Source organism: Paraperibacillus marinus, from assembly GCF_046237605.1.
Lineage (GTDB): Bacteria > Bacillota > Bacilli > Bacillales > DSM-1321 > Paraperibacillus > Paraperibacillus marinus.
Window position 1 is genome coordinate 1,599,233 of the sequence record NZ_CP143542.1, and the last position, 24,274, is coordinate 1,623,506.

A 24,274-nucleotide genomic window follows, 5' to 3' on the forward strand; every position below is an offset into this window, starting at 1 on the left:
AAACGTTTTTTTATATCATTCACCATTTATGAACTTATCAAGCGACTGGCTGAGGCGGGATCCAGGATCAGCAGAAGAGCTGTTTCTCCTGCTTTCCTGCTGATTCGTCCCTGGCTGGGTGCCTTCATCAGTGGAGCCTGGATTTCCCTCATCTGTCCCAGGCTCGGTGCCAGGATCTGATGGATTGTCCGGGTTGTCGCCGGGCTGTTGGCCATCAGGATTCTCACCATCTGTGCCACCAGAGCCTCCATCCTGATTTCCATTGCCGCCTTCACCGTCAGTACCGCCATCTGTGCCGCCTTGGCCGCCTTGACCGCCTTCACCTTGACCACTGCCGCCTCCCTCGTTTCCGGGATTGTCGTCAGGATTATTGCCAGGATTATCTGTTCCTTCTTCTGGCTCAGCAGGTTCTTCTTCGGCTTTAGGTATTTCAATGGAAGTGCTGGCGGACTCACTTCGGCTGTCATCTATGAGCGCAGTTACAGTGAACCGGTATTTCCCGCCAGGCTGCGGATTCTGGATTTCCAGCGCCGTTTCGCCTGTAACGGTAAGCACTGATTCGGCTCCGTCATTCAGCGCGACCTTCACCTCAAATTGAGGCTTCTTGTCACCATCGCTGTTATAAGACCATGATAATGCTATTTTGTTCGTATCCGGATCGAAATCGGCTTTGAGTCCTTCTGGACCGTCCGGCTGTTCGAATTCGTCGGACACTTCTGTAGGTTCGTGGCCTTTTACAAAGTATTCATAAATGATATTGCTCTTTGGCGTATAGTCACTTGGGAGCTTAGGCGGATTAGAGCCTCTTTCTATCCCCAGCTCGACAACGCTCTTAGGCTTTTTGAAATCGGGTGTTTCCTTATTTTGTGATACATATGACATCAAATCACTGAACATCTTCTGTGAAATCTTCTGGTACTCGTTTTCCTGAGGGATATAATTGCTCTTTTTATCATATCCGGTCCAGATGGCAGCTGTATAATTCGTTGAATAGCCTGCAAACCAGGCATCCATAACTGCACTGGATGGAATATTCCATTTCATCCGCTCATCTTCTGTATAATTTGTGGTCCCGGTCTTTCCGGCCATTGGAAGTCCGGATACATTGGCACGCTGGCCTGTTCCATAGGAATCCTTTACCACACTCTTCAGCATGTCCGTTACCATGAACGCTGTGCTTTCCTTCATGGCCACTTTAGGCTCGGGAGCCGTCTTGATCTCGGTGCCTCCGACTACAATTTTGGTGACGGCATGTGGCTTGTTATAAATTCCGTTATTTCCAAATGCACTGTACGCACCCGCAATTTGCAGGGGAGACACACCCGGCCGGATTCCGCCGATGGATGCCGATTCGTAGAAGTTATCCTTATCCAGCTTAAGTCCGAGCTTATCCGAGAATTCATAAGCCTTATCGTCCCCGACAGCCTGGAAGGCCTTTAATGCCGGGATGTTAAGGGAGCGGGCCAGCGCTTCGCGGATCGACATCTGGCCGCGGTATTGCTTGTTATAGTTATTGATTGGAGTTCCGTCTGAATATTTATATGGTTCATCTACAATCTGCTCATACGTAGACCAGTTCAGGTGCTCGATGGCCGGGCCATAGTCAACGATCGGCTTGATCGTTGAGCCTGGCGACCTGCGGATATCAGTGGCATAATTGAAGGTTCTTTCGCCCTTGATATTCCTGCCGCCGCCGAGCGCACGGATTTCACCGCTTTTTGTATCCAGCAGGGTAACGCCTGCCTGAAGCTTTTCATCAGGGAAATTGAAGCGGTCAGAGGACATCATTTCATATACATGCTCCTGGGCATCTTTGTCCATGGCAGTGTATATTTCCAGTCCGTCCGTATAGACATTATAATCGCCCATGGCTTCCACTTCATCGATAACCCGGTCAATATAAGCGTTATAAGGCTCTGTGTTTTTTTCTCCTCTTTGGGATTCTTTCACTAATAAACCTTTTAGAGGTACTGCCTTGGCTTTATCCCTTTCTTCCTTGGTAATAAAGCCGTGCCGCTCCATTAGTGTGAGAACCACATTTCTTCTTTTTTCAGCCCTGTCCGGATGGTTAAACGGATCATAATAGGACGGGCTTTGCGGGAGACCGACCAGTGTGGCTGTTTCCGGAAGTGTCAGCTTATCTAATGGCTTATTAAAATATTTTTTTGCGGCTGTAGCAATGCCATTAGCCCGCGGGCCGTAGTAAATCTTATTCACATACATTTCAAAAATCTGCTCTTTTGTATACTCCCGTTCGATTTGAAGCGAGATCCAAAGCTCTTGTACTTTACGCTTAATCGTTTTTTCAGGTGTAAGGAAGGATCTTTTGACGAGCTGCTGGGTGATGGTACTTGCACCCTGTGATCCGAAGCCGCTGGTCACATTTGCAACTACAGCCCCTCCTAGGCGGCGCAGGTCGACACCATGATGCTCGAAGAAGCGGGCATCCTCTGTGGCAATGGTGGCATCCACCACTTCTTTAGGTATTTCATTATATGGTACAAACTCTCTGTTCTCTTTACCGACTTCATCAATCAATTTTTTATTCTTATCATAGATCTTGGATGCAACTGGATCTTTCAGCATTCCCTCACTCAGCTTGGGTGCGGTTGCTGCGTAGTAAGCGAACACCGCCCCGCCAAGTACCATGAGTGCGATGCCCAGTGCGATGACAAGAAGTGCCGCCCTCTTAAACAGGGAGGAAGATTTCTTTCCTTTACTTTTTCCTTTACTTTTTCCTTTATTTTTAGATTGAGCCTGCTGCAGTCTGCGGCGCTCTTCTCTGGTTTTATAATCTTGAGCCATTCAAGCTACCTGCCTTTCGTAATCACCCATAAAACTAAAAGTATGGTGCATATAGCTGGTCTATTATTTTAATATAGTCAATCCGAGGCTGAAAACCAAGCGGTATCCTGCAGGAACATGCTTCCACCTCATGCTTTGCAATCGATTTTCTGCCTCCATCTGCCATTCTGTCCCAAAACGACAGGAGTTCTTCTGCCTTCATTAAAAAAATCTCATCTGTTCCTGAGAAACGGAGAATGATGAAGGCGAGCGCGCCCTGCTGTAATACGGATTTCATATGATCAATTTGGTGCTGGTGAAAATTCTTTAAAGGAAAGGAAGTGACATTTTGTGTTTCCTTAGCTTCAAAGTCAATATACCTGCCCCTATAAACACCATTGAAATCTGTCGTGGAGGCTTGTTTAAAATAAGCTTCCTTAATCACAGCCGCGCTTCGTTTGGGATAATGGACATCAACAATCTGGACAGGTGTCGGCTTTTTGTGTACGACAGCAATGTCCCTGGCCAGATAATATTCATTTGATGCATTGATATCCTCCTCAAGAGTCATACCCCTGTTGCTGTAATTCATCTTCTTCACAGGCGCAGCGGCAGCACCTGCCGCCGGTGCCGTGTATTTACGGCCATTAGGATAATTGAATGACAATTCATCCCCTCCTTAACTCTCATAATATAATAGCAAAAAATATATGAAAGGGGGGAATTAAAACAGTTTTTCTGCAAAACCTAACAGTTAATCATCAGCAAGCTGTCATTATCCCGGAAAAGGAGGCTTTTTTGTGGCATTTACACCTGGCTTGAAGCCTATCCAGGATGAAGATTCTATTATAGCACTAATAAGGCATTGGACCGTAATGAAAAACAAGGATAATATATCCAGGACTAAAGCGTATGCACGCTTTTTTTATATGCATCCAGAAATCAAATGGGCCTTTTTGGCCAGCATGGTGTCAAGGAATGCCGGGTGGAATATGTGCGATCTTGAGGGCATATGGCTGCCAAAGGCCCTGTCAGTGGAATACCGCTGCCGTTTATTCCTGACTTATGAGAGAGCAAACTGGCTGATCTTTGAAGATGCCTTTCCAGGATTGCTCCTCTATCATTATTCGACGATTATTAGGAGGCCAATGTTTCACTTGTGCCCGTTTTTTAATATTTCTGAGTTCATGAAGAATGAATGGGAATGGTTTTGGGAGAAAGGGGACGAGCAAAGGCTTTTGTTTAGCTTGATCATAAATGAACAGAATCTGATTCATACTCCAGTAATGGAACAGAAGTTTTATAAAGACTGGGTATTCAGCAGTGCCGGTTTCCTGCTGCAGGACTGGATGCACTTCAGTACGGTTCTCTTTCCTGTCAAGAGTGGAAAATTATATGGCTTAAGCGTGAATCATTTCAAGAATCTGGATGCCAGGATTGACCTTGGCAAAAACCTTGCAGCCATCCTTTTTGACTCCGGATTGTTTAAAAATTTTTTGAAGTTCAGCATCAGTACGGAACATACTGGTTCGCGGCATGATTATGAACGCTTCTTTCCATATGAAAAGCGGAGGGAGACACCCTTTTTGAGGAAGGTCTATCCACTCATACGTCATCACCGGCGTGACTCGGTAAATTGGGATCAAAAAAGGGGTGTAAAACAATACTGGTTTGAAGAGGCGGGGAACCCGGAAATCAAGGAGCTGACAGGATGGTACAAGAATAAACAAAAGCAGCTGGAAGCTGGCACGGTATTATTTAACCTCTTTTTTAAATAAGGCATTCTAATATAGTGAAAAGAACACACTTCGGATGAAAAAAGGAGGCTCCCCCGGGCTCCTTGACCGCCTCCGGGCCCATAAGGACCATACAGGGCTTGGTAAGTATGCTTAGGGGGAGCCGGCACATTTAAGGCGCGCTCCTATTATTCTGAAGGGCGGTTTGAACCGACCAATTTCTTATCGCCGTATCCAGGGGCATTCTGCTTTGTCTGATTTCCTGACTTTTTATTACTTTCTTGTTTTTTCATGTGCTCACACCTCCTGTTTATAGGATGAGCAAGCCAGATTATTTCATTCCTTCAAACTGGGGCTTTCGCTCACATGTCGAAAATCGGTTCTTCCTGGTGACCATGCACTTTCTTTGCCGATTGGCTTCTACTTTTGTCAGCTGTGAAGGAAGTCTGCAGCTTCATCAAGAATAGTAGGAAAAACGAACCTCGGGAGGAAAGCATTTATGTCAGAAAAAATGATTTCTAAGGATGAAATACTTAAAATGCTTCTTGATATCAATACCCAGCTGGAAGCCCTGGAAGTGACCCTTGGGGCCAGCGCCGGTCAAAAGGCAGATGAACAATTGAAAAGAGGGACTGAACTGCTGCATAAAACCCAGGCAATCTATGATGAGACGGGTAAGCTGTTGAAAATGGCGGCTGCAAAACCGGTACATGAAGGAAGCATTCGCCAGGGGAAACTGACTCCAACCTTAATTTAAGGCCGGATTCTTTTTTTGCCTTTTACTCCCCGGCTCATATACTATAAAGACAGCAGGCTAAAGGGGGACATGCTATGAACAACAATGAAGATATGTTAATTGCCTCTACAGAAGAACTGCTTCTGCTGGCTGATAAAATAGAAACGATCTTTGATGAGGTAAAACTGGATAAAAAGGAACGGGACTTTTTCGGTGAGGTGAAGCCTTTTGCTGAACAAGCAGGCACACTCGCAGAGGAATGGGAAACACAGGCTTTGGACTGCATCCGGGTGAACAAACCCCGGTATCTGCACAATCAGCAGATTGAACAGGTCCGGGAGCTGATTAATTTATGCTCCGTCCAGGCATTTTTTCCTTCCACCAGTTTGAAGAGGTTCAAAAACCAGCTTCAATCTATTCGCTACACCCTTGAAGTATTGTTAAGACATTTGAAACAGACCATCTGAAGACGGGCCGGGCAGGCACCTGGCAGGAAGGGCCTGCATAGAATGTTAACACCTAGTTCCGAGAAGGAGGATGGAGTACTGATGATGCCAGGGTATTTTTCAAATCAATTCAGTTATGATCCGAGATATGTAAATAATCAGGCGGGCATTGTCCCTTATACTGCTCCAGGCCGGCCCTACCTGAATCAGGTGTCTCAATACGGGCAGGCTGCGGGATACGAGGGAATGAGCCCGGATTATTACGGACATCATGATGGCGCCGGCCTGCCGCAGGGCAATGCTGGCTATTATCCGGAGAATCCGTACCAGGGCTTTTCTTACCATCAAGGCACCCCTATGCAGGCAAACGCCTACCAGGCCCAATATCAGGGGTATATGCCGCAGCAAATGCCATATGGACAGTATCCCCAGGCGAATCCATTTGAAAATCCTCTGAAACCGCAGCAGGGAAACTCTTATGGACCCAATAAACAAATGTATGCGGGTGCTAATCCCTATCCATCACAAAACTTTATGCAGAAGCAGCAATCTTCCGGATTTTCTTCGATTATGAATCAGTTCAAAACCCAGGATGGCTCTTTCGATATTAATAAAATGATGTCTACGGCCGGACAGATGATGAACACCATGAACCAGGTTTCTTCCATTGTAAAAGGATTTGGCGGCCTATTCAAAGTAACTACATGACATCCAAAAGGAATCCGCCAGGGGATTCCTTTTTATCGTGTGCCAGTCTGGTTATTCGCAGAGGGATGAAAGGCTTTTCACTTATTGTGGCTATTGGACAAGAAGGTTGATTTCCTCATTTGAAAACAACATTACAGAAAAGTACTATGAAAAGAACCCCTGAATCAGGGGTTCTATTTCATTCACTAATCGAAATCTTTTTTCCTCTTATCTTGGGTACGGTAATAATAAGGACACCATCCTTGTGGCTGGCTGTGATCAGCTTTTCATTCACAGGTTTTGTAAACGCAATGGTGCGGCTCATTGCCTTCGACATTTTTTCCCTATGGACTAAGGCCTTTGAATCATTGCGGCTTTCTGTTTCCACAGTATCAACGACTGTTATCATCAGGGATTGCTTAATCATTTCAATATGGATCTGCTGGCGGGGGATGCCAGGCAGCTTGGCAGAGACTGTATAATCATTGCTGTCCTCATGAATTTCAACTGGGAAAGACCGCTCGGTGAATAATGAATGACTGAACAGCTCATCAATGGACTGCAGGAAGCCTTTTACGGGTTTCTCTTGAAAAAAGGAATCAAAAGCACTCCTGATTTCTGAAAATGGCTCTTTTCTTGGTTCCTTTGATGAAGAATCAGGCTGTTTCATAGGAATTCTCCTTCCTCTTTACAAAACTGCTGCTTCGGCCTATGGCTAGAAACATATTTTTGATAATAGCCTATGAAGGAATGGGGCAGGTTGTGAATAAAATATGTTGGGATGCCAGGCAGTTTATATTTGATACAGCAGGGAAAAGTACTTCCAAAACAAGAAGCAGAGGTGCTGGGATATGAATGATAAAAAAGAATTAGGCAGACTTACATATAATAGGGGAGGAAAAGAGGGTGGGGAGGTTCTCCTTTTTTTGCACGGATTTTGCGGAAGTGCTGAATACTTTAAGGAATTGATTCCGTATTTAAATGAGGAATTTACGGTAATTACCGTAAATTTGCGCGGACATGGCGGCAGCCCGTCTGCTGGAGACGCCTTTGAGATTGATGACATGGCAAGGGATTTGTTTAATTTCATTTCTGAGCAGGGGCTCGAGTCAGTCTATTTGCTGGGGCATTCTCTCGGAGGGTATGTCACATTAGCGTTTGCAGACCTTTTCCCATCGCGGCTGAAGGGATTCAGCCTGATTCATTCCACAGCATTCCCAGATTCGGAAGAAGCGAAGGAAGTACGTCTCGAAGGTATAAATACCATTGAAGAAAAGGGGATAGAGCTTTTTATTGACCGCCTCGTGCCGAATCTGTTTTCCAGGGATTCGCTCACTAAGCTGAAAGAAAAAATCGAAGATGTAAAAGAAATAGGGTATAAGACCAGTCCAAAAGGAGCTAAAGGAGCGCTTAGGGCCATGTATGGCCGCCCAGACAGGAACCGGGTCCTCCGCGAGACACAGAAGCCTGTGCTGCTTGTGGCGGGGGAAAGAGACAAAGTCATTCCACAGGAAAAGGTCTTCTCTGCAGAAGGCCGCCATATTAAAACAGCGGTTCTCGCGGGGGCAGGGCATATGGGAATGCTCGAAGCGCCGGGAGAGCTGGCCCAAATCATAAAAGAATGGATCAAAATTTCATCTTTAAAGTAGGCTCTTTCTGAAAAATTGTTGTTTTGGGATGAGTTCTGTAAGTTCCAGATTATTTAGCAAGTGGACTTTCGCTTCAGGTCCGAGACTCCTGATCCAGCTCCGAGACTTTTAGCCTCGAGTCATAAGTTAAGCCGTCCATAGGAAGAAGACTGCTTCCTATGGATTCCTCGCCTTATGCTTGGCTAGCGCATAAGTGCGACTAGGCTTCTGTCGCAGCAATCGCTCGCCAATCAGCAAGTCTTCTTTCGCTAACGCATAAGTGCGACTAGGCATCTGTCACAGCTTACGCTCGCCAATCAGCAAATCTTCTTTAGCTAACGCATAAGTGCGACTAGGCTTCTGTCGCAGCAATCGCTCGCCAATCAGCAAGTCTTCTTTCGCTAACGCATAAGTGCGACTAGGCTTCTGTCTTCGCATACGCTCGCCAATCAGCAAGTCTTCTTTCGCTAACGCATAAGTGCGACTAGGCTTCTGTCGCAGCAATCGCTCGCCAATCAGCAAGTCTTCTTTCGCTAACGCATAAGTGCGACTAAGCTTCTGTCTTCGCTTGGGCTCGCCAATCAGCAAGTCTTCTTTACCGGGTCTCTGCCTTCCAGAGTAGTTCCAATTCTAATGTAAACTGGTAAGCTATGAGCTTTTACTACCAGTGAATTTACCAGGCACCGGTCTCCGCATTTCAATGCGGGAACAGCGGGACAGGTGAGACCCCGCAGGCAAAGCCGGGGAAGCTCACCGCCCGCCCCTAAGGTCCGCGGGTGCCGGCAGCGGAAATCCACTTTCTTGTTAAGCAGCACAATGTATTCATAAAAACCCTAAAAGTAAAATCCCGCTTTCAGCATCGATTAATTAAATAACTGAAAATGACTGCAGCCTGCCTTGATCCATCAAGTACAGGTCTGCAGCTCTTTGCCTTTCCCGGCAAACATGACGAATACAGGAAGCCGCTTCCTTAATAGCGGAAAAGCGGGCATACAGCGGCAGAAATCATAGGTGAGCAACAGATTCCCACTTTTTGTTAATTCGTACGTCTAGTCAACCAAACAAATATTCGATAAACTGTTTCTTATAAAGAGGTGAAACCGACGTATGTTTAAAAAGAAATCGCTGTCTGAATTAATAGAAGAACTTAGGAAAAATGAAAATATCATTAACTGGCACGAAATTGAGCCTGAGGAAGCAAAAACGAGACCTATGCCGGCGGGTGTAGATGCAAGGATTAAAGAAGCACTTCAGAAAAGGGGAATAAATGAACTTTACAGCCACCAATATACTGCTTTTGAGACACTAAGAAAAGGCGAAAATATTGTTGCCGTCACTCCGACTGCTTCCGGAAAGACGCTTTGCTATAATCTTCCGGTCCTTCAATCAATAGCAGAAAATGACACGAACCGTGCCCTATATATTTTCCCTACAAAAGCCCTGGCACAAGATCAGAAAAGCGAATTGAACGAGATCATTAATGAAATGGGAATAGATATAAAAAGCTACACCTACGACGGGGATACTTCCCCGACAATCCGCCAGGTGGTCAGGAAAGCCGGGCATATTGTCATTACCAACCCTGATATGTTACATTCGGCCATTCTTCCGCATCATACAAAATGGGTAAGTCTTTTTGAAAATCTCAAGTATGTAGTCATTGACGAATTGCATACATACCGGGGCGTCTTTGGCAGTCATGTAGCGAATGTCATTAGAAGGCTGAAGCGAATTTGCGAATTCTATGGAAGCAGGCCTATTTTTATATGCACTTCTGCCACGATTGCGAACCCTAAAGATTTAGCGGAACAACTCACAGGAAACCCTATGCGGCTGATTGATGATAACGGAGCCCCAAGAGGAAGGAAGCACTTTGTATTCTATAATCCTCCTGTTGTGAACAAGCAATTAAATATAAGGCGGAGTGCGACTGTAGAAGTAAATCATTTAGCTAAAGACTTCCTGAAAAATAAGATTCAAACAATCATTTTTGCACGGACGAAAGTAAGAGTGGAAATCATACTAAGCCATATCCAAGAACTAATAAAAGATAAGATCGGACCTAAGTCCATTAGAGGGTATCGGGGCGGGTATCTCCCTAAGCAGCGCAGGGAAATTGAACGCGGGTTGAGGGAAGGCGAAATCTTGGGAGTAGTCAGTACGAATGCCCTGGAGCTCGGCGTAGATATCGGCCAGCTTCAGGTATGTGTGATGACAGGGTATCCGGGCAGTGTCGCCAGTACCTGGCAGCAGGCGGGCCGAGCTGGCAGAAGACATGGCGAAGCCCTTATCTTAATGGTTGCCAGTTCTACACCCATTGACCAGTATATAGTCCAAAATCCGGAATACTTCTTTGATCGTTCCCCAGAGTCAGCGAGGATTAACCCGGAAAATCTCATTATCCTGGTAGATCATTTAAAATGCGCGGCCTATGAATTACCTTTTAGTGAAGATGAAGAATTTGGACCTATGGATGTTAAAGATATATTAGAGTTTCTAGTCGAGGAAAAGGTTGTCCACCAAAATGGGGAGAAATATTATTGGGCTAATCAATCCTTCCCGGCCGGGAATATCAGCTTAAGGTCAGCATCCCAGGAGAATGTTGTTATTATTGACCAATCCGACACAGCTAACCATATGATCATTGGTGAAATGGACCGTTTGAGTGCAATGACCCTGCTGCATGATGAAGCCATTTACTTACATGAGGGTGTTCAATATCAAGTAGAGAAGTTGGACTGGGACCATAAAAAAGCTTATGTAAGGGAAGTAGACGTGGAGTACTACACAGACGCTAACCTGGCTGTAGATCTTAAAGTGCTGGAAATAGATCGGACCCGAACAAAAGGGGAAACGGCTATAAACTACGGAGATGTTTCCATAAATATACTTCCAACGATTTTCAAGAAAATCAAGCTGACTACTTTCGAGAATGTCGGCTCAGGACCCATATACTTACCGGAAGAGGAATTGCATACCAGTGCTGCCTGGCTGGAGTTACATGAATCTGATCCGGCCTTGGAAGAGAAAAGCATGGAACAGTTACTGCTTGGTATTGCCAATGTTCTGCAGCATGTGGTACCTGTTCATGTTATGTGTGATCGCAGCGACATACACGTGGTATCCCAAATAAGGGCGTCACATACCGGGAAGCCGACCATCTTTCTGTACGATCATTACCCTGGAGGAATCGGCCTTGCAGAAGATGTTTATAAAAGATTTGATGAAGTAAAAGAAGCAGCCAAACGATTAATAATAAAGTGTCCTTGTGAGGACGGTTGCCCGGCGTGCCTGGGGATGGAAATTGAAGGAATCTATGCCAAGCATGAAAGCATCCGGCTTCTTGATCAATTTTAATTAAGGCTATTTTCGCATAAATTGCGGCTGTTGGATAAAAATAGTGGATTTCCGCTGCAGAAACTCTATTGGAGCGGGGCGCGCGATGAGTCTCCTCGGCAGTGCCTGCGGGGTCTCACCTGTCCCACAGCTCCCGCATTGAAAAGCGGAAAGCGGTGCCTGCCAATAAAACTTTTTATAGTTCAATGTTCAGGTACGTGGTTTGAAACTGTCTCTATTATGGCAGGCAGAGACCCGATAAAGAAGACTTGCTGATTGGCGAGCGCTAGCGAAGACAGAAGCCTAGTCGCACTTATGCGTTAGCGAAAGAAGACTTGCTGATTGGCGAGCGCTAGCGAAGACAGAAGCCTAGTCGCACTTATGCGTTAGCGAAAGAAGACTTGCTGATTGGCGAGCGCTAGCGAAGACAGAAGCTTAGTCGCACTTATGCGTTAGCGAAAGAAGACTTGCTGATTGGCGAGCGATTGCTGTGACAGAAGCTTAGTCGCACTTATGCGTTAGCGAAAGAAGACTTACTGATTGGCGAGCGCAAGCTGCGACAGAAGCCTAGTCGTACTTATGCGCTACCCAAGCACAAGACGGGCCGGCTAGGGAAAGCGCTCTTCCTTGCCTTAGCCGGCTTAGCTTATGGCTCGAGGGTCGAAAGCCTTGGAGCTGGATCAGGAGCTCGCGCCTGAAGCGAAAGTCCACTAGCTAAATTTAATCTCCTCACATAACTTTATAAAACAACAGTCTATTAGAAAAGGGACTTAAAAAACATCAGACTCAAGGGAAAAGGAAGGGGACCAATATGTCTTTAAAGAATAAATTGAATCGATTAAAAAGCCATATGGGATTGGACCCAAAAGAGCCGTCCCTTCCACATGTCCCTGAAGACATTGGCCCCCAAATTGAAGCAGGGGAGGTGACGAATGCAAGACACATCCCCTTCTTTGAAAAGTGGTCGGGCAATCACACTTCTTTATATGAAATGGATCATGAATTTTGCTTTATCAGGGAAGTGGAGTACCCTCTGGATCATAAGCATGGCATGTACAAGCTCGGAGATGCCCGGGAGGCTGTCCGCGCATGGAATCAGGCTTCCCATTCCCATCCTCTGTCAGCCAAAGGAATGGATATCACGGATATGTTTTTCTTTGATACCGAAACTACCGGTCTTGGCGGTGGAGCTGGAAATACCATCTTTATGCTTGGATATGCTTTTTTCCATGAAGACCGTGTGACAGTCCGCCAGCATATCCTACCCCACCCAGGTGCAGAAATTCCGCTTTATCACAGTTTCCTGGAAAAGGTGGATTATAACACACTTGTCACCTATAACGGGAAGGCCTTTGACTGGCCGCAGTTAAAAACAAGGCACACTCTTATTAGGGACCATGTACCAAAACTTCCCGATTATGGACATTTCGATTTATACCACGGTTCAAGAAGGCTTTGGAAAAATGAGCTGGACCGAGTAAAGCTTTCAAATGTGGAAAAAGAAATCCTAGGGATTGAACGGGAAGATGATGTGCCTGGCTATCTTGCCCCCATCATTTATTTCGATTTCATTGAAAGAAAAGATCCAGAAGGCTTATTCGGGATCATCCGCCATAACGAATGGGATGTCCTTACCCTGATCACGCTATATACCCATCTCTCCATGCTCCTCCTCCAAAAAAACGGGAGTGAAAGATCATCACTTGAGGTTGCAAGATGGTATATGGGGCTTGGGGAAAAAGAGACGGCAAAGAATGCATATACCAGAGTGCTTGAGGGGAAAGATGAAGGCGAGAGGGCAGCAGCCCTGCACGCACTGGCTTTCCAATGGAAGCGGGAGGGAAAAGAGAAGGAGTCGGCCGATGCCTGGAAGACAGTTTGTGAACATGGGACTCCAAAAGAAAGGCGGGAAGCATACATAGAGCTCGCCAAAATATACGAACACAGCAAAAAAGAATACCATGAAGCACTAATAATGACAGAAAAAGCCATAGCCCTTGAAATCAATAGCCAGTCCAGGGGATGGCAGGAGCTGCAGAAAAGGCTCGGGCGCTTAAAAAAGAAGGCTGGCATTGAAGAGAAAGTTTCTTCACCTATTGTTAACAAATAACCCCAAATATGTATTGTAGGAGTATTTTTTTCCGTGTAAAATGGATATGTTAAACTATTCACATTAAGCGGGGTTTATAATGTATAAAGCCATTTTATTTTTGTTTTTTGTTATCGTCTGCCTGACTGCCATTGTATTCTCGACATTAAAGGACAGCTTTTACTCGATTTTGTTATAAATAAGGGCATTTGACCAGCGCAAGTAAGTCCCAATCATCATAACCTGTTAATGTAAAATAACTTATGATGAAAGGGGAAGCTTTATGGAAAAGAAATACATGACCCAGTCACAGCCTGGACCGATGGGCCCGGCAGGACCAATGGGACCAATGGGGCCGGCAGGACAGATGGGTCCGGCGGGAACACCGGGACAAATGGGACCGATGGGACCGATGGGACCTGCAGGACAAATGGGACCGATGGGACCGGCAGGACAAATGGGGCCAATGGGACCGGCAGGACCGATGGGACCAATGGGACCTGCAGGACCAATGGGACCAATGGGACCGGCTCAGACAGCACCAGCAGCAATGGGGCCTACTACTGTTGCTCCCGCACAAGTGAGCCCTACAGTGCAGAATGTACAGGAAAATGTAATCAATCACATTGTGCCGCACATCCATCCTACTAATACAACTTTTGTGAATACCCATGTCTTCAAGCATCAGCATTACTTCCCACAGACAGCAAACGTAGTGAATCAGTGTGTGAACCAGGAGTTCATCTGCAGCGGTCCGCCGCCATGCCCGACATCCTGTCCGCCGCCATGTCCGCCTAGGCCTGGATGCTGGTTCTAAAAAAATAAGGGCGAACGCCCTTATTTTTTTTAATTGTCAGGAGGTCAGCCATGATAAAAATTGTCTATATTACCGGCTATAAGGGATTTGAATTGGGGATATTTAAAAAAGACCACCAAGGTGTCCCGTACATAAAAAAGGCTATTGCTTCAAGGCTTATTCCCCTTATTGAGGATGGGCTGGAATGGGTGCTTATCTCCGGTCAGCTCGGTACTGAATTATGGGCAGCCGAAACAGTCTTTGAATTGCAGCAGGAGTATCCTCACCTTAAGCTTGCTGTGCTGACTCCATACCTTCAGCAGGAAGAAAACTGGAATGATTCAAATAAGGAATACTATGAGGAGATACTTGCAGGAGCTGATTTTGTAGACTCGATCTCAAAAAAGAAGTATGAAAGCCCCCAGCAGCTCCGCACCAAGAATCAATTCCTCATCCAGAAAAGCGATGCGCTGGTCGTTTTCTACGATGAAGAAAGGGATGGCTCCCCAAAGTTTATCTTCAGTGAAGCCAAAAACTATGCTGAGAAAGTCACTTACCCGGTTATCCAGATTACGTTTGATGATCTGCAGCAGCTGGTGGAGGAAGAAAACTGGCAGTAGGCCGGGACATGAAATGAATTGACAAACGGATTTATTTTTGAAAAAATAAGAAGAAAATTAAATGCTTCGTGAAAGTATTGAGGTGAAGTCTTATGCTATCTGACAAGATCAAATTAACGGCAAAAGATATTCTTGAAAAAGATTTTAAAACAGCCATGCGCGGTTATAAACCGGAAGATGTAGATTCTTTCCTGGATCTTATTATAAAGGATTACGAAACGTTCCATCAGGAAATTGAAGAATTGAGGCAGGAAAACCTGAGGCTAAGAAAACAGTCTGAGGATACAGCCAGAAGGCCGGCAGCGCAAGTGCAGACACCTGGTCCAGGCACTACAAATTTTGATATACTGAAAAGGCTGTCTAATTTGGAAAAACATGTTTTTGGCAATAAACTGTTTGATTAAGTCCTTTATCAGGATTTACCATTGCGAATTGGAACGAAGTTGTATATAATAATCATTGTCATGTTCGATAACGTTCGGGTAATCGCTGCAGCGCATTTGTAATGTATGCTGTAGAGGAAAGTCCATGCTCGCACAGGCTGAGATGCCTGTAGTGTTCGTGCCTAGCGAAGTCATAAGCTAGGGCAGCCGGGTTGTCCCCGGCTGACGGCCGGGAACGCGCCTAAGTCTTAGGATATGGCGCTATTACCTATAAAAGTGCCACAGTGACGTAGCCTTTCCAGAAATGGAAAGGGTGGAACGAGGGTAAACCCCACGAGCGAGAAACCCAAATTTAGGTAGGGGCATCTTCTCAAATGGAAATGAACATAGAGAAGGACGGGCCTTTTAGTCCGTAGATAGATGATTACCACTCTGGTACGAGACTTTGGTCGCTATAGTACCTGAGCACAAAACATGGCTTACAGAACGTTGTCAAACTGCTTACTTTTTAAAAACGACTTTATTCCATAAAAGCTCTCCTCTTAAAGGAGAGTTTTTTTATGATACATAGGAAGCGAAAATGGTTAAAATGGTAAGGTGAACAGCCAGCTGCAATACAAATGAAAGGGTGCCCCGGCAAAACCGGCGGGGCTTGAGATGGGTGACCGAATGAAGCAATATACGTTAGCTGCAACTACTGCAATGGGCCTAGAGGCAATTGCCGCCAATGAAATCAGGGACTTGGGATATGAGTGTACCGTTGAGAACAGCAGGGTCCTGTTCAAGGGGGATGCGTCTGCAATTGCCAGGGCAAATCTTTGGCTCCGCACTGCTGACCGGGTAAAAATAATTGTTGGAGAATTCAAGGCGAAAAGCTTTGAAGAGTTATTTGAAAATACAAAGAACCTGAACTGGGAGGATTATCTTCCGGAAGATGCGGAATTTCCTGTGTCCGGCAAGTCTGTGAAATCCGAACTTTTCAGTGTTCCCGACTGCCAGGCTATCGTTAAAAAAGCTATAGTAGAACGACTCAAAAGCCGGTATAAGAGGGTCACCTGGTTCGAGGAAAACGGCCCGCTTTACAAAATAGAAGTATCACTCCTAAAGGATAAAGCGACCTTGACCATTGATACAAGCGGCGCCGGACTCCACCGGCGGGGTTACCGGACAGGACAGGGAGAAGCGCCAATCAAAGAAACGCTGGCAGCCTCCCTCGTTAAGCTTACCAATTGGGATCCGAACCGCCCATTTGTAGATCCATTCTGTGGATCCGGTACAATACCGATCGAAGCGGCGATGATCGGACAGAATATTGCACCTGGATTCAATAGAGAATTTGCATCAGAGGACTGGGGCTTGATTTCCGGCGATATCTGGGACAGGGCTAGGGTTGAAGCCGAAGATCTTGCGAATTATGATCAGGATCTGGATATTGCCGGCTTTGATATAGATCATGCCATGGTAGAAATTGCGAAGAAAAACAGTATGGAGGCCGGGTTCGGTGAGCTTCTTCAATTTAAACAGATGCAGGTAAGGGATTTTACGTCCAGGAAAGAATACGGTGTGATTGTAGGAAACCCTCCGTATGGAGAAAGGCTTGGGGATAAGCCGGAGGTTGAGAGGATGTACCGTGATATGGGGCAGGCTTTTAGTAAATTGGACACCTGGTCTGTTTACATGATCACATCCCATCCGGATTTTGAAAAACACTACGGAAAACAGGCTACCAAAAAAAGAAAGCTCTTCAATGGTTTTATTCGGACGGATTATTATCAATACTTCGGCCCGAGGCCGCCAAGAAATAGATAAATTCAGGTATAAAGTGCGCCTCTCTTGAGTAAAATAAGAAGTATCTTCATTTTATCTCAGGGGAGTGGAATTCATGCAGCAGCATCCGATTGATTTTGCTTTGATTTCAAAGGCAATTCAGTCTACGCTTGGCAGGCTTGAAGAAGAAGGGCTTGTGAGCGGCCAGTGCATAGACTGCCTGGAAGAGGCCGAAAAGAACTTGAGCCAGGCATTATCTTATCATTATCAAATTAATCAAAAGCTATAGAGGGTGCGCTGTAAAAAGCGCATTTTCTTTTTTGCTGTCTGATTGAACATAAGGGAGAAGTGAAATGGGAAAATCATTGCCATTTGAAGTGTCCAAAACGGATTCTTTTTTCGATAAATTATCAGAATGGATCGGGGACGTTTTTTATGATATTTTGCCTGATCAGGGCTTTGAATTAAGGGACGAGCAGGTTTTTATGGCCTTTCAGCTGGAAAAGGCATTCAAGGAGAAAAAGGTAATGTTTGCAGAGGCTGGGGTGGGTACCGGAAAAACTATAAGCTATCTGCTTTATGCGATTTGCTATGCAAGGTATTATAATAAGCCTGCCATCATTTCCTGTGCAGATGAAACATTGATTGAACAGCTCGTGAAGAAGCAAGGGGATATTTCTAAAATTGAACATGCACTGGGATTGGAAGTCGATGTCCGTCTTGCTAAATCCCATGAGCAATACTTGTGCCTGAATAAATTGGACTCAGCAGTCAACCATCTGGACTCTGAGGCCATAGACAGGGTATTTGATGAGCTGCCTTCATTTGTGAATGGAGGAAAATCCATGTCTGCTTACTCCCCGTATGGAGACCGCAAACTGTATCCCTATGTGAGCGATGAAGAATGGAGCCAAATTAACTGGGATTCTCTTCAAAGCTGTTTTACCTGTGAAAAAAGGCACCGCTGCGGCCAGACCCTGACCAGGGATTTTTACCGGAAATCAGCTGACCTGATTATCTGTTCACATGACTTTTTCATGGAACATGTCTGGACGAAGGAATCCAGGAAAAGGGAGGGCCAGCTGCCGCTGCTTCCAGAATACAGCTGTGTAGTTTTTGATGAGGGCCACCTGCTTGAGTTCTCAGCACAAAAGGCGCTCACGTATAAAATAGGTGAACAGACACTTTCGACTGTCCTGGAACAGCTTTCAGCCAATGATGTGAGAGATGAGACATTGTATATCATAGATGAAATTAACGAGATCAATACTGCCTTTTTCAGAGAACTTATGCTAAATTCAAAGAAAGTGGAAGGCTCCGACCGACTGGACCTGACACTGGATATGAAGGTCAAATCACTCGCCCGTTCGCTGCATCAAGCCATTGAGAAGCTGGAGGAAAATCTTGTTTTTGAAGCCGAAATGTATACTATTAATGAATATGGATTGAAGGTCGCAGAAGAATATCTTGAAAATCTTTCCTATTCCCTGTCATTATTGCTAAAGGAGCATAGGGGAGTAGTATGGCTTGAGGACACGGGGACTTCGGGTACCCTTGTCATTATGCCGCGGCTTGTGAATGACATTTTAAGTGAACGGGTCTTTTCACAAAAAATCCCTTACATCTTCTCCTCGGCAACGATGTCAAATGAAAAGAACTTCGAGTTTATTGCTTCGAGTCTCGGAATTCGTGAATATACAAGTTTCTCAGTGGAGTCACCATTTGATTACGAAGAAGCGATGCATATTGCTGCCCCGGTTCTGTCTTCTATGGAGGAAAAGCTCGATTATACCTTGAAATCCCTGCAGGAATCGAATGGAGCGGCTCTCATTTTATTTAATTCCAAAGAGGAGCTGCAGTGGTTCAAGGAACATGCGGGCGCAAAGATTCCGTTTCCTGTATATTATGAGGGCGATGCCGAGATCAGTGATCTGGTGGGCATGTTCCAGGAGGATCAGGAATCTGTTCTTTGTTCGTACCATTTATGGGAAGGCTTGGACATACCGGGAGAGTCGCTGACCAATGTCATATTATTCTCACTGCCATTCCCTCCAAAGGACCCTGTTTTTGAATCAAGGAGGGCGGGATATGAAGATCCATATTTCATGGTGGATCTTCCTTATATGATTCTCCGCCTGCGCCAGGGTATAGGCAGGCTTATACGTACAAGCGGGGACCGTGGTTCTGTTTCCATCCTGCTTCCGAGGAATATGGACAAGGCTGCAGCCGATGCCATTAACAAGGCACTGCCAAAGACGGCTGTCCACAGCTGATCATGTATTAAACTCTTCCAAAAAGGTCATTCACCTTCTTTTGGAAGAGTTTTTTTATCCTCATTTTCTGTACATAACTGGCAGTATAGCTGATGCTTCAATACTACTCCATCCAGGAAACCGTCCCGGCAGAAGATTTCCTTGCCGCATATCCTGCAATTGCCCGCAATTTCCATGCCTTTTCCTCCTGTTTTGAAATATTTGAATATATGAAAGATATTCTTTATTCTAACTTTCAGTTTTAGTATAAATTGGATATATGGTAAAATGGAAGAGGACTGCTCACTTAAATAAAAAAGCGGCAGTTTTGTATTTTAGGAGGGGGTATGAAAAATGACTGAAACATTACAGCAGATAGAACAAGACTTTTTAGAATATGTAAAAAAGATAGCAGCTTATAACGAAGCATTGGGTCTGATTTTTTGGGACCTGCGTACAGGTGCGCCAAAAAAGGCTGTTGAACAGAGATCACAGGTGATCGGCATTTTGTCATCCGAAGTTTTTTCTATGTCAACAAGTGAACAGATGGCAGCCTTCCTGGCCCAGCTGACAGATAAAGAGAACTTCTCCGGCCTGAATGAAAAAACAAAGAAGACACTTTTGGAATGCAAAAAGGATTATGAAAAAAACAAAAAGATTCCTGCAGAGGAGTATAAAGAATATGTAGTTCTCCAATCCAAGGCTGAGTCAGTATGGGAAGAGGCTAAGCGCAGCTCCGATTGGGAAATGTTCAAGCCTTACCTTGAAAAAATTGTGGAGTACAACCGCCGTTTCATTACATATTGGGGTTACGAATCGAACCGGTACAACACGCTTCTGGATATGTATGAGCCAGGAGTGACGGTCGAGGTCCTGGATGAGGTGTTTGGGCAGCTGAGGGAAAAGATTGTCCCATTGGTTAAGCAAATTTCCGAGTCGGAAAATAAGCCTGCCACCGAATTCCTCTATAATTTCTTTTCTAAGGAAGATCAAAAAGCCTTCAGCCAGGATATCCTAAAGGAACTGGGCTACGATTTTGAGGCCGGCCGGCTTGATGAGACGGTCCATCCGTTTGCCATCGGCTTGAATCCCGGGGATGTCAGGGTCACAACCAAATATGATGAGAACGACTTCAGGACGGCCATTTTTGGCACTATCCATGAATGCGGGCATGCCATATATGAACAGAACATTTCACAGGATCTGATCGGTACGCCGCTTGCGACCGGAACTTCCATGGGAATCCATGAATCACAGTCCCTGTTCTTCGAAAGCTTTGTGGGACGGAACTTTTCATTCTGGAAAAAGCAATATCCTCTTCTTCAGGAATATGCGGAAACCCAGTTCAAGAACGTCACGCTTGATGATTTTTACCGGGCCATCAATGAGTCCAAACCGTCTTTGATCAGGATAGAAGCAGATGAACTGACCTATCCGCTTCATATCATGATCAGATATGAAATTGAGAAGAAATTATTCAATAATGAATTGGAGGTTGCTGACCTTCCACGCGTTTGGAATCAAAAGTACGAGGAATACCTCGGCGTCCGCCCGGAACAGGACGGAGAAGGCGTGCTCCAGGATGTACACTGGTCTGGCGGAAGCTTCGGCTATTTCCCGTCTTATGCACTTGGTTATATGTATGCTGCGCAAATTAAACATGCCATGCTAAAGAAACTGCCCAATTTCGATGAACTCCTGGAAGCCGGGGATATAGGGCCGATCAAGAACTGGCTGTCAGAAAATATCCATCGGCACGGGAAGATGAAGAAGCCGCTGGAAATTCTTGAAGAGACAACGGGCGAAGGATTGAATGCCCAGTATTTGATTGATTATCTTTCAGAAAAGTATGGCCGCGTATATCAACTGTCCTAAATAACCCTAAAAAAGAGGATGTCCCAAAAGTAAACTGTACCCTGTGTAGTAGACATATTAAAAAAAGTCTACTGCACAGGGTCTTTTTATGTAGAATAGACTAAAAAGTAGTGCGGGAGAGAGAGTATGAGTAGAAAATTATTTTCGGAAAAAGAGATTGAACTGCTAGCTGAAAATCCCTATGTAAAATCAATAAGTCCCAAAGGTATTACTTATTCAGATGATTTTAAGGAGCACTTTATAACTCAGATTAATCTGGGAAAGTTTCCTAGAGAAATATTTGAAGACTGTGGGTTCGATAGCGACGTATTAGGAATCAAACGGATCGAGTCTTCTGCCAGAAGGTGGCGAGATGCTTATCGTATCCACGGGATTCAAGGACTTCGTGACACAAGGGCAGGAAACTCAGGCAGACCAAGGGAAAGAGAGCTTTCTATTGAAGAAAAGTATGCCAGGCTAGAGGCAGAAACTAACCTGTTGAAAGCAGAAAACGAGCTGTTAAAAAAGATACGATTCGCCGAAAGGGGGATGAAAAAGAAATAAAGTTATCGGCCGACCAGAAATTCAACCTCATTCATTCCGTCATCGAGAAATACAAGCTGACAGGAATGGTTTCACACCTCTGTAAAATAGCTGGTGTGTCCCGTCAGGGGTACTATAATTACTTTTCCGCTAAACAAGTCGAGAGAAGGCAGGGGCGGGAGATAAAGGACGAGACCCTTCGGGACCTGATTTTAAAAGCGTACAATTTCAAAAAACGTAAGAAAGGGGCTCGCCAAATTAAGATGGTATTGGCAGGTCAGTTTGGTGTTGTCTTCAATCTCAAGCGAATCAGAAGAATCATGAAAAAATACGGAATTGAGAGTCCTTTCAGGAGGGCTAATCCCTACAAGCGCATCATGAAGGCTACCCAAGAGCACAAGGTCGTCCCGAACCTGCTTAACAGGAAATTCAAGCAGGGAACCCCCTACAAAGTCCTCCTTACAGACATCACCTACCTATATTTCGGAAAAGGAAAAAGGGCGTATTTATCAACCATTATTGACGCTTCCACCAATGAAGTCTTAGCTCATCAGGTATCTGATCGGGTTACTCTTGATATCGCTACCGATACACTAAAGAAGTTAAAGAAAAACAGGAGAATCAAACTGTCTAAAGGAGCCTATATACACTCAGATCAGGGAGGTCACTATACCAGCCCTGCCTATCAGAAGCTGGTAAAAAAATTAAGATTGGGACAATCCATGTCTAGGAGGGGAAACTGTTGGGACAACGCCCCACAGGAATCCTTCTTTGGTCATTTTAAGGATCTGGCTGATATAAAATCATGTGAAACCTTAGAAGAGCTTAAACAAGAAGTGAAAGCTGCCATCCAATACTACAATTACTACAGATATCAGTGGAATATGAAAAAGATGACCCCTGCCGAATACAGAGATCATCTACTTAAAGCAGCCTAGCTTTTTTTAAAATGCCCTTTACAAGGGGTACAGTTTAAAGACCGGGACATCCTCTTTTTGCTCGTACGGTCAGTGTGTGATGATCAGGCAGACCCTGGCGTTTTTTCAATCAAGCGGTGTTTTTCAGTCGATTGTCTGCATGATGGTCCGGCTGGAGGCTGCAGCTTTAGTGAGAGGGATATCCTTTTCCCTTTGTTTTATATCAGGGTAAGTAATCACCTTAGCTGGTGTACGGGCGATAAGGAATTCACATCATCCACTGTAGGATGCTTATGCAAGGCTTGCTGATTTCTGCATAAATGCCATGCTTCATCTTCCGTAAGTAGGCTTTGTTTAGGCCCCATTGGGCGAGAAGCTGGAAGGAGAATAAAGAAAACCAACCGGTTTCCGGTTAAAGAATGTTACAATGAAAGCAAGATTTTGACGGCGTGTGCCGGTGGAAGAGGGTGTGTCTTCCTGGTATCAGGCGGCTTGCGTCATGCTATTTTTACCTATACATAAATCATGAAGGGCGGTACAGGCATTGGCAGCAAGTATTTTGATCCTGGCAGCAGGGATTTTATGGGGCATCATCGGGGTCTTTGTCAGGGAACTCCGGGAATGGGGCTTGAGTGCCATGGATATCGTAGCAGTCAGGTCAGCTTTGGCTGCAGCTATCTTGTTACTTGGCGGGATTATGTTCAAGAAAAAAGACCTGAAAATAAAACTGGCCGATTCTTATCTCTTTGCGGGTACAGGAATCTGCAGCATGGTATTTTTTAATTGGTGCTATTTTACAGCGATTGATAAACTGGGTATATCCCTTTCTGCCATTCTTCTCTATACCGCACCAGCCTTTGTCCTGGTTCTTTCAGCTTTGATCTTTAAAGAGCGGCTGACCAAGCTCAAGGCTGTTCTGGTATTTGTGACGCTTGCTGGCTGTACCTTCGCTGCAGGAGCTGACTTGCGGTCAGATTCATTTGAATGGACAGGGACCCTGATCGGGATTGGGGCTGGTGCCGGGTATGCGCTCTACACTATCTTTGCGAAAGCAGCCCTGAGGAAATATAGTTCCTATACAATCAGCCTGTACACTTTTATTTTTGCTGTTATCCCGCTTGCCCCTATGACTCATTTCTGGGAAAAGCTGCCGCCGATCTCAAACGAAAGCTTTTGGGGAAATGCAGCAGGGCTCGGCCTTTTTTCAACAGTGCTGGCCTATTTGCTGTATACCGCCGGCCTAAAGGGCCTTGAAAGCAGTAAGGCCTCCATGCTTGCTTCAATCGAGCCGGTCACCGCCGTTACGGCAGGTTTTTTTCTTTTTGGGGACAGCCTCACAGCGGTGCAGTTGATCGGTGCAGTTATGGTTCTTTCAGCTGTTCTGGCGATTTCGGCTGAGAACGGGATAAAAAATGGCGAAAACTGCATTGGAACACGAAAGATATATAAAAGTTAAACTGAATAATTCGGTTTTTAGGTTATAAGGCTTGTAATCTTTATTCAACATGCTATAATTCAAATTATCCAAAAAATATGAAACCCTCATATAATAGCGGGGATATGGCCCGCAAGTTTCTACCAGGCTGCCGTAAATGGCCTGACTATGAGTGGGCATGTCTGTACTTTATTTGTCTTTAGCATCTTTTAAGGCTTAAGTGCACTGCCTCACTCTGTGAAGCGGCTGCACTTAAGCCTTTTTG

The 24,274-nt window shown here is 45.2% G+C and carries 21 protein-coding genes, 1 other RNA gene and 1 riboswitch; of the genes, 17 read left to right on the top strand and 5 right to left on the bottom strand.

Annotation, left to right across the window (positions count from 1 at the left end; all coding sequences use genetic code 11):
* Window positions 1–15: 15 nt before the first annotated feature.
* A complete protein-coding gene (locus tag V1498_RS08155; protein ID WP_409298127.1) occupies window positions 16–2,805 on the bottom strand; it encodes a PBP1A family penicillin-binding protein in 2,790 nt (929 codons plus the stop codon).
* 34 nt (window positions 2,806–2,839) lie between these two features.
* Window positions 2,840–3,451 (bottom strand): Holliday junction resolvase RecU, encoded by a 612-nt coding sequence (gene recU, locus V1498_RS08160; RefSeq protein ID WP_409298129.1) that lies wholly within the window; start codon window positions 3,449–3,451, stop codon window positions 2,840–2,842.
* A 133-nt stretch (window positions 3,452–3,584) separates the two neighbouring features.
* On the opposite strand from recU, the gene V1498_RS08165 reads away from it, so the two are divergent.
* The 4 genes from V1498_RS08165 to V1498_RS08180 all read left to right on the top strand — a co-directional run bounded on the left by V1498_RS08165 (window position 3,585) and on the right by V1498_RS08180 (window position 6,410).
* Complete coding sequence (locus tag V1498_RS08165) at window positions 3,585–4,562, top strand: DUF2515 family protein (protein ID WP_409298130.1); 978 nt, start codon at window positions 3,585–3,587, stop codon at window positions 4,560–4,562.
* Window positions 4,563–5,019: 457 nt separating this feature from the next.
* Window positions 5,020–5,277 carry a hypothetical protein gene (locus V1498_RS08170; RefSeq protein WP_409298132.1) on the top strand — a complete coding sequence of 86 codons (258 nt, stop codon included), beginning with the start codon at window positions 5,020–5,022 and terminating at the stop codon, window positions 5,275–5,277.
* A 74-nt stretch (window positions 5,278–5,351) separates the two neighbouring features.
* Window positions 5,352–5,723 carry a YppE family protein gene (locus V1498_RS08175; protein ID WP_409298133.1) on the top strand — a complete coding sequence of 124 codons (372 nt, stop codon included), beginning with the start codon at window positions 5,352–5,354 and terminating at the stop codon, window positions 5,721–5,723.
* 81 nt (window positions 5,724–5,804) lie between these two features.
* Window positions 5,805–6,410: a YppG family protein gene (locus V1498_RS08180; RefSeq protein ID WP_409298135.1), complete on the top strand. Its 606-nt coding sequence runs from the start codon at window positions 5,805–5,807 to the stop codon at window positions 6,408–6,410.
* 178 nt (window positions 6,411–6,588) lie between these two features.
* On the opposite strand, the gene V1498_RS08185 is transcribed toward V1498_RS08180, so the two are convergent.
* Complete coding sequence (locus tag V1498_RS08185; protein WP_409298137.1) at window positions 6,589–7,059, bottom strand: Hsp20/alpha crystallin family protein; 471 nt, start codon at window positions 7,057–7,059, stop codon at window positions 6,589–6,591.
* A 181-nt stretch (window positions 7,060–7,240) separates the two neighbouring features.
* Here V1498_RS08185 and V1498_RS08190 point away from each other — a divergent pair, with 181 nt between their 5' ends.
* Window positions 7,241–8,038, top strand: a complete 798-nt coding sequence (locus tag V1498_RS08190) for an alpha/beta fold hydrolase (protein WP_409298139.1) — start codon at window positions 7,241–7,243, stop codon at window positions 8,036–8,038.
* 276 nt (window positions 8,039–8,314) lie between these two features.
* On the opposite strand, the gene V1498_RS08195 is transcribed toward V1498_RS08190, so the two are convergent.
* A complete protein-coding gene (locus V1498_RS08195; protein ID WP_409298141.1) occupies window positions 8,315–8,605 on the bottom strand; it encodes a hypothetical protein in 291 nt (96 codons plus the stop codon).
* Between the two features lie 519 nt (window positions 8,606–9,124).
* Here V1498_RS08195 and V1498_RS08200 point away from each other — a divergent pair.
* From V1498_RS08200 to V1498_RS08240, 9 genes are all read left to right on the top strand, one after another.
* Window positions 9,125–11,374 carry a DEAD/DEAH box helicase gene (locus tag V1498_RS08200; RefSeq protein ID WP_409298143.1) on the top strand — a complete coding sequence of 750 codons (2,250 nt, stop codon included), beginning with the start codon at window positions 9,125–9,127 and terminating at the stop codon, window positions 11,372–11,374.
* 790 nt (window positions 11,375–12,164) lie between these two features.
* Window positions 12,165–13,463, top strand: coding sequence for a ribonuclease H-like domain-containing protein (locus V1498_RS08205; protein ID WP_409298145.1), 1,299 nt, complete (start codon window positions 12,165–12,167; stop codon window positions 13,461–13,463).
* 262 nt (window positions 13,464–13,725) lie between these two features.
* Window positions 13,726–14,259, top strand: coding sequence for a CotD family spore coat protein (locus V1498_RS08210; RefSeq protein WP_409298146.1), 534 nt, complete (start codon window positions 13,726–13,728; stop codon window positions 14,257–14,259).
* A gap of 53 nt (window positions 14,260–14,312) precedes the next feature.
* Window positions 14,313–14,858: a DUF1273 domain-containing protein gene (locus V1498_RS08215; protein ID WP_409299215.1), complete on the top strand. Its 546-nt coding sequence runs from the start codon at window positions 14,313–14,315 to the stop codon at window positions 14,856–14,858.
* A gap of 92 nt (window positions 14,859–14,950) precedes the next feature.
* Window positions 14,951–15,262 carry a cell division regulator GpsB gene (gene gpsB, locus V1498_RS08220; RefSeq protein WP_409298148.1) on the top strand — a complete coding sequence of 104 codons (312 nt, stop codon included), beginning with the start codon at window positions 14,951–14,953 and terminating at the stop codon, window positions 15,260–15,262.
* Between the two features lie 70 nt (window positions 15,263–15,332).
* Window positions 15,333–15,728: RNase P RNA component class B (rnpB, locus tag V1498_RS08225), an RNA gene on the top strand.
* Between the two features lie 182 nt (window positions 15,729–15,910).
* Window positions 15,911–17,050, top strand: coding sequence for a class I SAM-dependent RNA methyltransferase (locus tag V1498_RS08230; protein ID WP_409299217.1), 1,140 nt, complete (start codon window positions 15,911–15,913; stop codon window positions 17,048–17,050).
* Window positions 17,051–17,123: 73 nt separating this feature from the next.
* Window positions 17,124–17,297 (top strand): hypothetical protein, encoded by a 174-nt coding sequence (locus tag V1498_RS08235; protein WP_409298150.1) that lies wholly within the window; start codon window positions 17,124–17,126, stop codon window positions 17,295–17,297.
* Window positions 17,298–17,361: 64 nt separating this feature from the next.
* Window positions 17,362–19,281, top strand: coding sequence for an ATP-dependent DNA helicase (locus V1498_RS08240; protein ID WP_409298152.1), 1,920 nt, complete (start codon window positions 17,362–17,364; stop codon window positions 19,279–19,281).
* 26 nt (window positions 19,282–19,307) lie between these two features.
* On the opposite strand, the gene V1498_RS08245 is transcribed toward V1498_RS08240, so the two are convergent.
* Window positions 19,308–19,457, bottom strand: coding sequence for a hypothetical protein (locus V1498_RS08245; RefSeq protein ID WP_409298153.1), 150 nt, complete (start codon window positions 19,455–19,457; stop codon window positions 19,308–19,310).
* A gap of 157 nt (window positions 19,458–19,614) precedes the next feature.
* Here V1498_RS08245 and V1498_RS08250 point away from each other — a divergent pair, with 157 nt between their 5' ends.
* The 3 genes from V1498_RS08250 (at window position 19,615) to V1498_RS08260 (ending at window position 24,030) form a co-directional block, all read left to right on the top strand.
* Window positions 19,615–21,135, top strand: coding sequence for a carboxypeptidase M32 (locus tag V1498_RS08250; RefSeq protein WP_409298155.1), 1,521 nt, complete (start codon window positions 19,615–19,617; stop codon window positions 21,133–21,135).
* A 126-nt stretch (window positions 21,136–21,261) separates the two neighbouring features.
* Window positions 21,262–22,595 (top strand): IS3 family transposase gene (locus V1498_RS08255; RefSeq protein ID WP_409298157.1). Its coding sequence is split into 2 segments (ribosomal slippage): window positions 21,262–21,655 and window positions 21,655–22,595, totalling 1,335 coding nucleotides; the frame shifts between segments, so codons are not numbered across the junction.
* A gap of 523 nt (window positions 22,596–23,118) precedes the next feature.
* On the top strand, window positions 23,119–24,030 hold the full coding sequence (locus tag V1498_RS08260; protein ID WP_409298159.1) for a DMT family transporter: 912 nt from the start codon (window positions 23,119–23,121) through the stop codon (window positions 24,028–24,030).
* Window positions 24,031–24,096: 66 nt separating this feature from the next.
* Window positions 24,097–24,198, top strand: a riboswitch (purine riboswitch).
* Window positions 24,199–24,274 lie beyond the last annotated feature (76 nt).